This window comes from Olsenella sp. CU969, assembly GCF_905219715.1.
GTDB lineage: Bacteria > Actinomycetota > Coriobacteriia > Coriobacteriales > Atopobiaceae > Granulimonas > Granulimonas faecalis.
On record NZ_CAJMXC010000001.1, the window covers coordinates 17526 to 30542 of the forward strand.

Here is a 13017-nt window from a genome sequence, read left to right on the forward strand (position 1 = left end):
CTTTCGACGCAGGGCAAGGGGCGGCATCCGATCCGNCACGTGCAAGGCNAGTGTCCCCCCNCTCCGGAATTCGGTGAAGGGTCTAAGGTTTTCCGCAAACGGATGAATCATCCCCATGTTCCTCGATCCAACGGAGCAGCTCGTCGCGCCCAGGCCCCACCTCGCCCCGGTGCACGGCGTCGAGGGCCGCACGGAGCGCCCGGCCCACGGCCGGGCCCGGGGGCAGGCCGAGCGCCCCCATGACGTCCGCGCCCGAGACCGCGAGGTCGGAGGGCCTGAGGGGCACGCCGGCGGTCAGGAGGGCGCGGCCGCGGGCCTCGAGGGCGTCCACCTCCACGGCGTAGCCGCGGTACGCGGGCGCCTTGCCGGCGGCGTCGGCGCGCTTGAGAGCCATGAGCTCGAAGAAGAGNCCCGGCGCCATGGCCGGGGCCAGGCGGTCGAGGTCGCGGAGGATGGAGGTCACCGAGCGGTCGTCGTCCGCGACGGGCCGGTCNTGCAGGCGCACGAGGNCCAGGGCGGGCACCGCCACGGCGCGCGGCACGGCGAGCCNCGCCATGACCTCCCGCGCGATGTCGCGGCTCCGGGCCGGGTGGCCGAAGAAGTGGGCGGTGCCCTCGGGGCCGTAGGTGAGGCGGTCGGGCTTGCCCACGTCGTGGAGCAGCGCGGCCCACCGCAGGTGCTCGGTGGCCGTGCCGCCCGTGTAGACCTCGACGTAGTCCATGACGCGGGCCACGTGGCCCAGGACGTCCATGGAGTGGTAGGGCGTGCGCTGGGGGAACCCGTCCATGGCGNCGAGCTCGGGCACGGCACAGAAGAGCGCGGGCCGCTGGGTGCGGAGCGCCCCTCCCCCGCGGCCGGTGGCGAGCAGAGCNCGGAGCTCGGACCCGATGCGCTCGCGGCTCACGTGCCGGAGGCCCGGAGCGTGGGCGTCCACGGCGGCCTGGGTGGCCGGCTCCACCGAGAAGCCGAGCCGCGCCGNNAACCGCACGGCCCGAAGCACCCTGAGGGCGTCCTCGGCCATGCGGGCGTCCGGGTCGCCCACGGANNGCACGAGGCCGCGGGCGAGGTCGTCGCGACCCCCGAACGGGTCGCGCAGGCCCCTCTCCGGGTGCCACGCCATGGCGTTGACGGTGAGGTCCCGGCGGGCGAGGTCGTCGTCCACGGAGTCCACGAACCGCACGGCGTCCGGGTGGCGGGCGTCGCTGTAGGCGCCGTCCACGCGGTAGGTGGTCACCTCCACGGGCACGCCCCCCACGACGGCCGTCACGGTGCCGTTGGCCGTGCCCGTCTCCACCACGGGGATGCCGGCCGCGCGCAGGGCGCGGGCGCCGTCCTCCCAACGGGCGCTCGTGGCGACGTCGACGTCGNGGACGGGGCGGCCGAGGAGGGAGTCCCTCACCCAGCCGCCCACGACCCACGCGCTGTGGCCGGCGTCCTCGAGGGTGCGCAGGACGAACCCGGCCTCCGGAGGGGCGGCGAGGCCGTCGGGCGACCGGAGGCGGGGGGCGTCAGGCAAGGGAGCCCATGGGGTCCCAGGGCGCGAGCACGATCGCCTCGGCGCCGTCCATGACGGAGNGCTCCNCGTCGGTGAGGTAGCGACGGTCCACGACCACCTGGTAGACGTACTGGTCGAACCAGGCGNCGGTGATGGTGTCGAAGCCCTCGCGGCCGTGATCCTTGCCCCAGGAGTTCTCGACCTTCCAGACCTCGGGGCGCCCCTCGGCGTCGAGGCGCACGCCCTCGAGCACCATGGCGTGGGTCATGACGGACTCGCCGTAGTCCAGCCGCTCCTCGCGGTCCATGCAGCCCTCCACCGCAAAGCCGAAGAGCTCGTCCACCTGCAGGGCGCCGCAGGACATGATGCCCTCGTCGCGCACGTAGCTCTGGGCCACGTCGCACCCGAACCACACGGGGCGGCCGTCGCGGAGCTGCGCCACGGCGAGCTCCTTGAGGCGGGACATGGGGAGGTTGAGGTGGCGCACGCCGCCGTCCTCCACGACGTTGCCGAGACGGTCGACGGTGAAGGCGTGCATGAGGGGCTTGTCGGCGGTCTCGGCGTTGATGCACGAGACGAGGGCGTCCACGTCCATCTGCACCACGTCGGAGAAGAACTCGCGGGGCGTGTAGGTGCCGTGCAGCACGAGCCTGCCGTCCTTGTCGCGCAGGCNCNCCTCGAAGCTCGCGGGCGGCTCCCCGAGGCAGGTGACGAGCATGGAGTGGACGTCGGCCATCATGGCCCGGCGCAGGCCGTCAAGCTCGGCGGCGTCGGCGCCCTCCCCGTGGGCCCGGCGCAGGCGCATGGCGCAGCCGCGCAGGTAGCGCGTGAGGTAGCGGTCGAGCTCGGACGTGTTGCGGGAGCAGGCGGTCTCGGGCATGGCCTCCTTGGTCACCACGCCGTACTTCTTGACGATGGAGCGGAACATGTCCCACTGGCCGCCGTCGGCCACGGGGTCCTGAAGCAGGTACGACACGAGACGGCCGTCCAGGGGCTCGTCGACGGTGTCGATCGCGTTCACGAGGAACCAGTTGGCCTTCTCGAGCTTGTCGAAGAAGAGCGGGTAGCTCTGGGAGAGCTCGAGGGTCTTGAGGCCGAGGCGCTCGATGACGGCCTGGCGCATGGTGTTGAGGCTCGCGAACATCCAGCAGCGCCCGGAGCGCTGCTGGTCGCAGCGGTCGCCCTGGGGGACCTCGACGTCGAAGCCCATGGCGTTGGCGGCCACACCCTCGGGGACCCGGGCGGCGGCGCGGATGCCCACGGAGGTGACGGCGTTCTTGGCCACGACGTTGGCGCGCTCGCGGGAGAAGCGGGCGAGCCAGGCCTCGCGGTCCTGGGCGGTGACGGAGTCGGCAGGTACGTGTGCCATGGGATACCTCTCTCGAAGCCGGGGTTTCGCCCATCCAGCGTAGCACCGGGCAGGGGGGCGCGGCCGTTGGGGATACACTGGGAGCCGTGACCGAAGGCACGGGAGCGAACGAGGAGGGGCCATGGCGCCACAGGGAACGGGCACGGTGCGGAACGTCGTCTTCGACATGGGCGGGGTGCTCCTGAGGTGGGAGCCCGAGGTCTACGCCCGCAACGTGACGGACAACGACGAGGACGCGGGGCTGGTGCTCGAGGCCCTCTTCAAGGGGAGCGCCTGGACCCTCTCCGACGCCGGCGTGTTCGGCCCCGAAACGGTGCTCATGGAGGCCTGCCACGCCCTACCGGAGCGCCTNCACGGCGCGGCGGCCGAGGCCCTCCGGCGCTTCCCCTCCATGCAGGCCGTGATCCCCGAGGTCAACGAGCTCGGCCGGCGCCTCAAGGNGCGGGGCTACGGCGTCTACATCCTTTCCAACGTGAGCTCGAGGTTCCGCTCGGAGTTCGCTCCGAGGATCCCGCTGTGCGACGTGGCGGACGGCGCGCTCGTCTCGGCGGAGGAGCACATGATGAAGCCTGACCCCATCATCTTCCTGCGCTTCTGCGAGCGGTTCGGCGTGGAGCCGGCCAGCTGCCTGTTCGTGGACGACACGGCGGTCAACTGCGTGGGCGCCGAGCGGGCCGGTATGCACGCCTTCCACTTCACCGGCGACATGGANGCCCTGGAGGCCGAGGTGGCCGGCCTCTCCTGAGCCCCTCCGCACGGGCCCCACGGGGAAGGCCCGCCGTCCCCGTGGGGGCGGCGGGCCTGTGTGCGAGAAGGTGCGAAGCGGGCCTGTAAGCCGGGTTCTGTAATAGACGACCATTTATCTCGAGGCCGCGTCGCCGCGGTCCTTCTCTCGCGCGCAACCCGAACGCGGGTCGGGCCAACCCATGGCGTTCCTATTTGCGCTTGNTNCGGATGGGGTTTACCAAGCCACCCCGTTGCCGGGGTGCTGGTGGTCTCTTACACCACCGTTTCAGCTTTTCCCTTAACCCTTGCGGGCCAGTGGGAGTCTTCTTTTCTGCGGCACTTTCCGTCGGATCGCTCCGCCCGGCCGTTAGCCGGCATCTTGCCCTATGGAGCCCGGACTTTCCTCACCCCCGGAGAGGGGCGCGGCCGTCCGGCCCGCTTCGCGACCAAGCAGTATAGCATTGCACCAGACCGACGACACCCCGAGGAGCGCCCCGTGAAGACCTATCTCACCCTGAAACCCGAAACCGAGGCCGTCTTCGAGCTNGTTGACCGCAAGAGCCGCTTCATCGCNGCCCTGCGCCACGTGGAGACGGAGGCCGAGGCCGAGGGGTTCGTCGACGAGGTGCGCGCCCTCCACCACGACGCCCGCCACCACGTGCCGGCCTGGGTGCTGGCCTCGGGCAAGGAGCGCGCGAGCGACGACGGCGAGCCCCAGCGGACCTCGGGCCTCCCCTCCCTCGACGCGCTCCGCGGGGCCGGCTTGGCCGACGTCTGCGCGGTGACCACCCGCTACTTCGGCGGCACGCTCCTGGGGCCCGGCGGGCTGGTGCGCGCCTACGGCGGCGCCGTGGCGGGCGCCGTGGAGGAAGCCCGCTCCCAGGGGATCGTGGTGGAGATGCGGCCCGTGACCCGCGTCGCCTGCTGCATCCCCTACGCCTGGTACGACCANGTGCGACGCATGGCCAGAGACGCCGGCGGCAAGGTGGTGGGCCAGATCTTTACCGACGAGGTGCAGCTCACCTGCGACTTCCGCGCCGGCGAGGAGGAGGCGTTCCGCGCCAAGGTCACGGAGCTCGCCAGCGGGCGGGACCTCTGCGTGGTGCACGGGCCGAGGTTCGCCGNGTTCTGATCGCGGCCGAACATCCGTTTGCCCCTGCTATACTGAGGAGAAGGAACACCCGTTCTACCAGGAGGCGGCGTGGACACCCTCTCTAAGCTCACCATACTGGCGGACGCCGCCAAGTACGACGCGGCCTGCACGTCGTCGGGCGTGGACCGCGGGCCGCGGGAGGGGTCCCTCGGCGCCGCGAGCGCCGCGGGGTGCTGCCACAGCTTCACGCCGGACGGCCGCNGCGTGACCCTGCTCAAGGTGCTCATGTCCAACGCCTGCTCCTACGACTGCGCCTACTGCGTCAACCGCCGCTCCAACCCCCACGCCACGGCCACGTTCGAGCCGGCGGAGCTCGCGCAGCTCACCATGGACTTCTACCGCCGCAACTACATCGAGGGGCTCTTCCTGAGCTCCGGGGTGCTCGGCGGGGCCGACCGCACGTGCGAGCGCATGATCGAGGTCCTCCGGCTCCTCCGAGAGGAGCACCGCTTCAACGGCTACATCCACGCCAAGGCCATCCCCGGCGCCTCCCCCGAGCTTCTCGACGCCCTGGGACGGCTGGCGGACCGCATCTCCGTGAACATCGAGCTCCCCAGCTCGGGGTCGCTGGAGGCCCTCTGCCCCGAGAAGCGCGCGGGCACGGTGCTCTCCCCCATGCGCCAGATCCGGGANACCATGGAGCGGGAGCGCCTCCTCGGCGCCACGGGCCCCGGCTACCTGGGCGGCGGCTCGCACCTCTCGACGGTGAGGCCCGACCTCCCGCCGGCGCCCAGGGGCCTCCCCGGCGCCCGCGGCGGCCTCCGGAGGCGCGGCGGCCGCAAGCCCGGCGCCCCGGCCCCGTTCGCCCCGGCGGGGCAGTCCACCCAGCTCATCGTCGGCGCCTCCCCCGAGGACGACAACCGCATCCTCAAGCTGTCCTCCTCGCTCTACTCCACCTACGGGCTCAAGCGCGTGTTCTTCTCCGCCTACATGCCGGTGGTGGAGGACGGCCGGCTCCCCCACCCCGAGACGCCGGTGCCCCTGCGCCGCGAGCACCGCCTCTACCAGGCGGACTGGCTCATGCGCTTCTACGGATTCACGGCGGACGAGCTCGTGAGCCCCGAGGCGCCCTTCCTGGACCTGGACGTGGACCCCAAGCTCGCCTGGGCCCTCGCCCACATCGACGAGTTCCCCGTGGAGGTCAACACGGCCACCAAGGAGGAGCTCCTGCGGGTGCCGGGCATCGGCCCGGAGGGCGCCCGCAAGATCTGCCGCGCCCGCAGGAGCCACCANCNGGGGTTCGACGACCTCGAGCGNCTGCGGCTCACCCTGCGCCGCGCCCGGCACTTCCTCACCTGCGGGGGAAAGAGGGACCCGCGAAGCCCCGCCGACCCCGAGCTCATACGGGAGAAGGTGGTATCCGATGCCCGAGGCTCCCGCTACAACCGCACCCGCCGCGCCGCCGANGGGCAGCTCGCCCTGTTCTGAGGCCACCCTGCCCCCGGAGGTGCTCCGCGACCTAGCGGCCCTCGGGGCCCGGGGGCCGCTCTGCCTCTCGTGCGAGGCCAGCGCCGAGGGCGTGCTCACGGCCGTGGGCGCCGCCTACCTGGCCNGGCTGCGCCCCGACGCCGTGCGCCTGCAGGCGGAGGGTGCCGGGCAGCCCCGGCTCGGGGAGGCGACCGCCGCCGTGGGGACGGACCCCGCCGTGGCCCAGCGGGTCCTGGACGGCTTCCTCGCCGCCACGGCCCCCATGGCCTCCGGGCGCGGCCTGCCCCGCTACGTGCACTCCCCGCGGCACCTCGTGAGCCTCGTGGCGTCCATGGTGGACGAACCCGACATGGCGGAGGCCCTGCACCGCTACCTCCGCGGCGGCTTCACCTGGGGGCCGGCCGTGGGCACCCACAACAGCGACCCGGCNATCGCCCGNGCCGAGGAACTCGCCACGGCCGCCGCCGGCGAGTGCGAGCACGCGCGCCAGTTCATCCGGTTCTCGCGTCTGTCCACTGGCGAGTACCTGGCCGTCTACCGCCCCAAGGCGGACGTCGTGCCCCTCGTGGCCGGGCACTTCCGCCGCCGCATGGGCACCGAGCGGTTCTGCATCGTCGACCCGGCCCACGGCTCGGCCGTTCTGCACGAGGGCGGCCGCCTCGCCCTCGTGCGCCTCGACGGCGAGGCGGCGCGCGAGGCGTGCCNCAGNNTGGACGACACCCACCGCGAGGAGGCCTACGTCCGCGCCCTCTGGAAGGGCTTCTACNACGCCGNGTCCCTCCCCGGCCGTGGCAGGGACCAGCGCGGCTACGACCTCCGCGTGCACCTCATGCCCAAGCGCCTCTGGCAGGGGCTNCCGGAGCTCGACCCGTCCGTCGACACCGCCTGGACNTTCGTCCCTGAGNCCTACCGGGACGGCGGCACAGATAGGGAGGGCCTGCCCCCGTCGGACAGACCCTCCCCCACGCACAGGCTGCGGCCCGCTCAGCCCAGCAGCGACCCGGCCACCAGGAACACGAGCCAGGCCACCACCCAGGCCACTGCCAGCTGGAACACCACCGCGAACAGGGCGTAGCGCGACGAGCCGCTCTCGCTCCTGATGGTGGCGATCGTGGCGATGCAGGGCACGTAGAGCAGGCAGAANNTCATGAACNCCAGGGCGTNNGNCGGGCCGAACCCGATGCCCAGCAGGGCGTCGTGGAGGGNCGCCGTGCCCACGGCCGTGCCGCTCACGCCGAACAGCACGGAGAGGCTGGAGACCACGACCTCCTTGGCGGAGATGCCGGCGAGGAGCGCCGCGGCGAGGCGCCAGTCGCCGGAGCCGAAGGGTGCCAGCGCGGGCGCGATGGCGCGGCCGACGACGGCGGCGAACGACCCGTCCACGTTCTCGCCAACGTAGCCCGTGGCCCCGAAGTTCAGGAGCACCCACATGATCACGGACGCCGCGAAGATGACGGTGCCGGCGCGCTCCAGATAGTCGAGGACCTTGTCCTTCACGTACACCCACACGGTGTAGGCGTCCGGCATCTTGTACTCGGGGAGCTCGATGAGGAGCATGCCGCCCTCGTCGTCGGTGGCGTGGCCCATGACCTTGAGCACCAGCAGCACGAGGAGCGCCACGACGATGCCGAGCACGTACATGGAGAAGGCCGCGAGGCCGGCCCACTGCCCGAAGAACATGCCGCTCAGCAGCACGTAGATGGGGAGCCTCGCCGAGCAGCTCATGAACGGCGTGACGAGCATGACCCGGCGCCGGTCGCGCATGCTCTCAAGGGTGCGCGAGCTCATGATGGCGGGGACGGTGCAGCCGAAGCCCAGGATCATGGGGATGAACGCGCGGCCGGAGAGCCCGAGGGCGCCCATGATGCCGTCCATGACGTAGGCCACGCGGCTCATGTAGCCGGAGTCCTCGAGGAACGCCAGGGCGCAGAAGAGGATGAAGATGTTGGGCAGGAACGTGAGCACGGTGCCCACGCCGGAGATGGCGCCGTCGCACACGAGGCTCACCACCGCCTCGGAGGCGCCGAGGGCCGCAAGGCCGTCGGCCACCCAGCCGTTGAAGAGGTCGAGCCATGTCTGGAAGACGTCCTTCACGGCGTCGCCGAGGACGAACGTGAGCCCGAACACCGCGGCCATGATGAGGAGGAAGACGGGGATGGACCACACCCGGCTCGTCAGGACGCGGTCGGCGCGGTCCGTCGCCTCGGCACGGCGCTCGCGGNTGAACACGCACTCGGCCACCACGCCGCTGATGAAGTCGTAGCGCTCGGCGATGAAGCGCTCCTNGAGGTCCTCCTCGAGCTCGGGGACGTCCAGGGGGTAGTCGCGCCGCACGGCGACGTCGCCCTCCAGGAGCTTCGTCGCNTACCAGCGGGGGTTCGCGACGTCGGGGTAGCGCCCCTCGANGGCCGCCTGCACGGCGTCGATGCGCCCCTCGAGGTCGCGGGAGTAGACCATGACGTTCTCGGCGTGCTTCTCGGCCATGCCGTCGTCCACCGGGTGGAAGTGCTGGATGGGGTCGTGGGCCACNCCGCGGTGGTNGTAGGCGGCGTGGAGNAGCGGTTGCAGGCCCTCGCGCCTGCGGGCGCTCACGGGGATGACGGGTGCGCCCAGGGTCTCCGAGAGGCGGTGAACGTCGATCTCCATGCCGCGCTTGGCCACGACGTCCATCATGTTGAGGGCCACGACCACGGGCTTTCCGAGGGCGAGGAGCTGCAGGGTGAGGTAGAGGGAGCGCTCGAGGGACGAGGCGTCCACNACGTCGATGATGACGTCCGCGTCGCCGGAGAGCACGTAGTTGCGGGCGACCTCCTCCTCCATGGTGTAGCTCGTGAGGGAGTAGGTGCCCGGGAGGTCCACAAGGCGCACCTCGTAGCCCTCGANCCGNGNCGAGCCCNNCTTNNCNTCCACGGTGACGNCGGGCCAGTTGGCGGTCTTGAGGTTGGAGCCCGTGTAGGCGTTGAAGAGCGTGGTCTTGCCGCAGNTGGGNTTGCCCACGAAGGCGATGGTCATGCCCGGGTGNCCCACCTCGGGGCCGGGCTCGGCCCCCACGGGCTCGTAGGTGAAGTGCTCCTCGAAGGCGTTCATCGGCCCTCGCCCCCCTCGAAGCCGCTCTCCCCCGCGGAGACGGAGTCCATGCCGGGCGCGCCGATGGCGCAGCTCGCGGCGGTGGCCACGAAATGCCGCTCGGAGACGAGGCCGTCGGCGGGGGCGCCGACGGCAGGCTCCACGAGGATGCCGCCGCTGATGGAGCGGCCCATGGCCCAGCGCGTCTCGCGCACCCGCACGATCACGGTGCCGCGGCTCTTGTTGTTGAGGACGGTCACCTGGGTGCCGCAGGTCATGCCCACGGACTCGAGCCGGCGCGCCGTGGCCNCGNGGAGTCCGTCGAAGGAGACGAGGCGGTAGGTGCGCCCCACCTCCGCCTGTGAAAGTGCGATGGGCGCCCCGTGGGCGCGCCCCTCATCCGTGGAAGTCACGTCTCAAAACCTCACTGTCGCCCTGTATGTCACTCTACCTGTGCCCGGAGCCGCAGAAAAGTATGCGGCGGGAAACAAAAACCGGGCGCCCCGCTGGGCGCCCGGTCGAAGGCGTCGTGCCCGGAGCCCGTCCTAGAGCTCGATGGAGGAACCCTGGATGGGGAACGGCTTGGCGAAGTGGCACGCGCAGTGGTGGCCGGGCGCCACCTCGCGCATCTCGGGCTTCTCCCGGGAGCAGATCTCCTGGGCGATGGGGCAGCGCGTGTGGAAGCGGCAGCCGCTCGGCGGGTCGATGGGGCTGGGCGGGTCGCCGGCGAGGATGATGCGCTCGCGACTGCGCTGCACATCCGGGTCGGGCACGGGCACGGCCGACAGGAGCGCCTGGGTGTAGGGGTGGTACGGCTCGGCGTAGAGCGTGCACCAGTCGGACCACTCCATGAGGTTGCCGAGGTACATGACGGCNACGCGGTCCGAGATGTGCTGCACCACAGAGAGGTCGTGGGCGATGAAGAGGTAGGCGGTGCCGTACTCCTTCTGGAGGTCGCCCAGCAGGTTGAGCACCTGGGCCTGGATGGAGACGTCCAGGGCCGAGACCGGCTCGTCGCAGATGATGAGCTTGGGGTGCAGGGCGAAGGCGCGGGCGATGCCCACGCGCTGGCGCTGGCCGCCGGAGAACTCGTGGGGGTAACGGTTGATGTGCTCGGGGTTCAGGCCCACGATGTCGAGGAGCTGGCGGACGTAGTCGATGCGCTCCTCGTTGCTGTCCATCTCGTTGTGGATGGCCAGCGGCTCGCTCACGATCTCGCCGATGGTCATGCGGGGGTTCAGGGACGCGTAGGGGTCCTGGAAGATGTACTGCATGTCGTGGCGGACGGCCTTGAGCTGCTTCTTGTGCATCGAGGCGACGTCCTTGCCGTCAAAGACCACGCGGCCGTCCGTGGGGTGGGTGAGGCGCATGATGCAGCGGCCGGTGGTGGACTTGCCGCAGCCCGANTCGCCCACGAGGCCGAAGGTCTCGCCGGGGAAGATGTCGAAGCTCACGTCCTGCACGGCCGAGACCTTCTTGGCCATGCGGCTGGCGAAGACCCCGGAGTCGACGGGGAACTCCTTGGTCAGGTGCTGAACGGAGAGCAGGGGCTCCTTCTTGTCTGCCATGGCTTAGGCCTCGCTTCCGTCGACGTTCTTGGCCCCGTNAGCCACGTCGGCGCTGCGGGAGTTCTTGGGCGAGTTCTTGGCGACGAACTCGGGGTCGTTGCAGTAGTGGCACCGCGCGTAGTGGCCCGACGGCGTGGTGTACAGGGACGGCCTCTCGGTGCGGCAGAGGTCGGTGGCGTAGGGGCACCGCGGCGAGAAGGAGCAGCCCTTGGGCACGTTCACCAGCGAGGGCGGGTTGCCCTTGATGGGCGTGAGCGGCTTCTTCTCGTCGGTCACCTGCTCGGGGATGGACCGCATGAGGCCCCAGGTGTAGGGATGGATCGGCGAGTAGAAGATCTCGTCGGCGGTGCCGAACTCCACGGGGCGCCCGGCGTACATGACCATGATCTTGTCGGCGATGTCCGCCACGACGCCGAGGTCGTGGGTGATCATGATGATGGCGTTGCCGTTCTTCTCCTGCATCTTCTGCATGAGCTCGATGATCTGGGCCTGGATGGTGACGTCCAAGGCCGTCGTGGGCTCGTCGGCGATGAGGATGTCGGGGTCGCAGGCCAGCGCCATGGCGATCATGGCGCGCTGGCGCATACCGCCGGAGAACTGGTGCGGGTAGTCCTTCACGCGCTGCTCGGCGTTGGGGATGCCCACCATCTCGAGGAGCTCGGTGGCCCGGTCGAGNGNCTGCTTCTTGGAATAGCCGCGGNGAATCCTCAGGCCCTCCCCCAGCTGGCGCCCGATGGTGTAGACGGGGTTCAGCGAGGTCATGGGGTCCTGGAAGATCATGGCGATGTCGTTGCCGCGGATGGACTGCATCTCCTGCTCGGTCATCTCGAGCAGGGAGCGCCCGCGATAGCGCACGTCGCCGCCCTCGATGCGCCCCGGGGGCATGTCGATGAGGCCCATGATGGTCATGGCGGTCACCGACTTGCCGGAGCCGGACTCGCCCACCACGCCGAGGGTCTCGCCGCGGTCGAGGGTGTAGGTCACGCCGTCGACGGCCTTGACCACGCCGTCCTGGGTGTGGAAGTACATCTTGAGGTCGTCCACCTCGAGAAGATGGGAGCCCTCGGGGATGGGGGCCGTCTTGAGGTCCTTGACGGACTCGTTCTGCTTCTTGGCCATGGGTCTTTACGCATCCTTCATCTTGACGTCGAGGGCATCGCGCAGGCCGTCNCCCAGCAGGGTGAAGGCGAGCACGGTGGACAGGATCGCGATACCGGGCATGAGCATGAGCCAGGGCTCGGTGGCGAGGTAGGTCTGCCCGTCCTGGATCNTGGAGCCCCACGAGGGGTTGGGCGGAGTGACGCCCATGCCGAGGAAGCTCAGGGCGCTCTCGGTGAGGATGGCGCCGCCGATGTTCATCGTGGCGTAGACCACGATGGAGGCCACGGAGTTGGGGAAGATGTGGCGGGCGACGATGCGGAGGTCGGAGGCACCCATGGAGCGGGCCGCGTCGACGTAGTCGTTCTCCTTGACCGAGAGGATGGCACTCCTGAAAACGCGGGCGATGGAGGGCCACCCGAGGACGCCGATGGCGATGAAGACGTTCTGGATGCCCTGGCCGAGCACCGCCAGCATGGCGATGACGAAGAGCGTGTAGGGGAAGGCCAGGAAGATGTCGGCCAGGCGCATGATGATGGTGTCCCAGATGCCGCCGTAGTAGGCGGCGAGGGCGCCCATGATGAGGCCGAGCACCGTGGAGATGGCCGTGGCCAGAAGGCCCACCATCAGCGACACGCGGGCGCCGTAGATCACGCGGCAGAGCACGTCACGGCCGAGGGAGTCGGTGCCGAAGGGNTGCTCCGGCGACGGGGGGAGCCTTGCGAGGTCGGCCATCTGCGACGAGTCGATGGCGATGGGGGAACCGAGCGTCTGGGGGACCCAGAGGTCGGCCGTGATCGCCACGATGGCGATGAACACGATCCAGACGGCGCCGATGACGGCGAGCTTGTTCTTGCGCAGACGCCCGAAGGCGTCGCCCCAGAGGGTGCGGGCGGAGTTGTCATTGTCCACCTCGNCGACCACGGCGTTGTAGGCGCCGCGGAAGTCGCGGTGGTGTTCCGCCTCGGAGTCGTCGTGGTCGAGGGAGACCCGCTCGCCGGCGGCCTGGGCCTCCTCCTCGTGGACCTCGTAGGCCCTGTCCGTCTCTTCTCTGAGCTCCTTGGCGGCCTCGCGGTCGAGGTCCGCCCCATGCTGNTTCTTCTCCATGGGTCTA

The 13017-nt window shown here is 70.6% G+C and carries 11 protein-coding genes and 1 other RNA gene; 4 read left to right on the plus strand and 8 right to left on the minus strand.

What is annotated here, in order from left to right; translation table 11 throughout:
• Positions 1-82: 82 nt before the first annotated feature.
• Positions 83-1516, minus strand: a complete 1434-nt coding sequence (locus JX283_RS00075) for a CCA tRNA nucleotidyltransferase (protein WP_204828766.1) — start codon at positions 1514-1516, stop codon at positions 83-85.
• A complete protein-coding gene (locus JX283_RS00080) occupies positions 1509-2864 on the minus strand; it encodes an aminopeptidase C (protein WP_204828767.1) in 1356 nt (451 codons plus the stop codon). The genes JX283_RS00075 and JX283_RS00080 overlap by 8 nt, the downstream gene beginning before the upstream one ends.
• 121 nt (positions 2865-2985) lie before the next feature.
• On the opposite strand from JX283_RS00080, the gene JX283_RS00085 reads away from it, so the two are divergent.
• Entirely contained in the window at positions 2986-3609 is a 624-nt protein-coding gene (locus JX283_RS00085; protein ID WP_204828768.1) for an HAD family phosphatase, read from the plus strand.
• A 70-nt stretch (positions 3610-3679) separates the two neighbouring features.
• On the opposite strand, the gene rnpB is transcribed toward JX283_RS00085, so the two are convergent.
• An RNA gene (gene rnpB, locus JX283_RS00090) (RNase P RNA component class A) lies at positions 3680-4032 on the minus strand.
• Positions 4033-4086: 54 nt separating this feature from the next.
• On the opposite strand from rnpB, the gene JX283_RS00095 reads away from it, so the two are divergent.
• The 3 genes from JX283_RS00095 to JX283_RS00105 all read left to right on the plus strand — a co-directional run bounded on the left by JX283_RS00095 (position 4087) and on the right by JX283_RS00105 (position 7246).
• Positions 4087-4722, plus strand: coding sequence for a YigZ family protein (locus tag JX283_RS00095; RefSeq protein WP_204828769.1), 636 nt, complete (start codon positions 4087-4089; stop codon positions 4720-4722).
• Positions 4723-4791: 69 nt separating this feature from the next.
• A complete protein-coding gene (locus tag JX283_RS00100; RefSeq protein WP_204828770.1) occupies positions 4792-6171 on the plus strand; it encodes a putative DNA modification/repair radical SAM protein in 1380 nt (459 codons plus the stop codon).
• Positions 6172-6190: 19 nt separating this feature from the next.
• Positions 6191-7246 (plus strand): TIGR03915 family putative DNA repair protein, encoded by a 1056-nt coding sequence (locus tag JX283_RS00105; protein ID WP_204828771.1) that lies wholly within the window; start codon positions 6191-6193, stop codon positions 7244-7246.
• Here the strand turns inward: JX283_RS00105 and feoB are convergent.
• The 5 genes from feoB to JX283_RS00130 form a co-directional block, all read right to left on the minus strand.
• Complete coding sequence (feoB, locus tag JX283_RS00110) at positions 7156-9258, minus strand: ferrous iron transport protein B (RefSeq protein ID WP_204828772.1); 2103 nt, start codon at positions 9256-9258, stop codon at positions 7156-7158. The two genes, JX283_RS00105 and feoB, sit on opposite strands and share 91 nt — an antisense overlap.
• On the minus strand, positions 9255-9650 hold the full coding sequence (locus tag JX283_RS00115; RefSeq protein WP_204828773.1) for a FeoA family protein: 396 nt from the start codon (positions 9648-9650) through the stop codon (positions 9255-9257). Before JX283_RS00115 ends, feoB begins: the two co-directional genes overlap by 4 nt.
• A gap of 132 nt (positions 9651-9782) precedes the next feature.
• Positions 9783-10805: an ABC transporter ATP-binding protein gene (locus JX283_RS00120; protein ID WP_204828774.1), complete on the minus strand. Its 1023-nt coding sequence runs from the start codon at positions 10803-10805 to the stop codon at positions 9783-9785.
• A gap of 3 nt (positions 10806-10808) precedes the next feature.
• Entirely contained in the window at positions 10809-11924 is a 1116-nt protein-coding gene (locus JX283_RS00125) for an ABC transporter ATP-binding protein (RefSeq protein WP_204828775.1), read from the minus strand.
• Between the two features lie 6 nt (positions 11925-11930).
• A complete protein-coding gene (locus JX283_RS00130; RefSeq protein ID WP_239652381.1) occupies positions 11931-13010 on the minus strand; it encodes an ABC transporter permease in 1080 nt (359 codons plus the stop codon).
• Positions 13011-13017 lie beyond the last annotated feature (7 nt).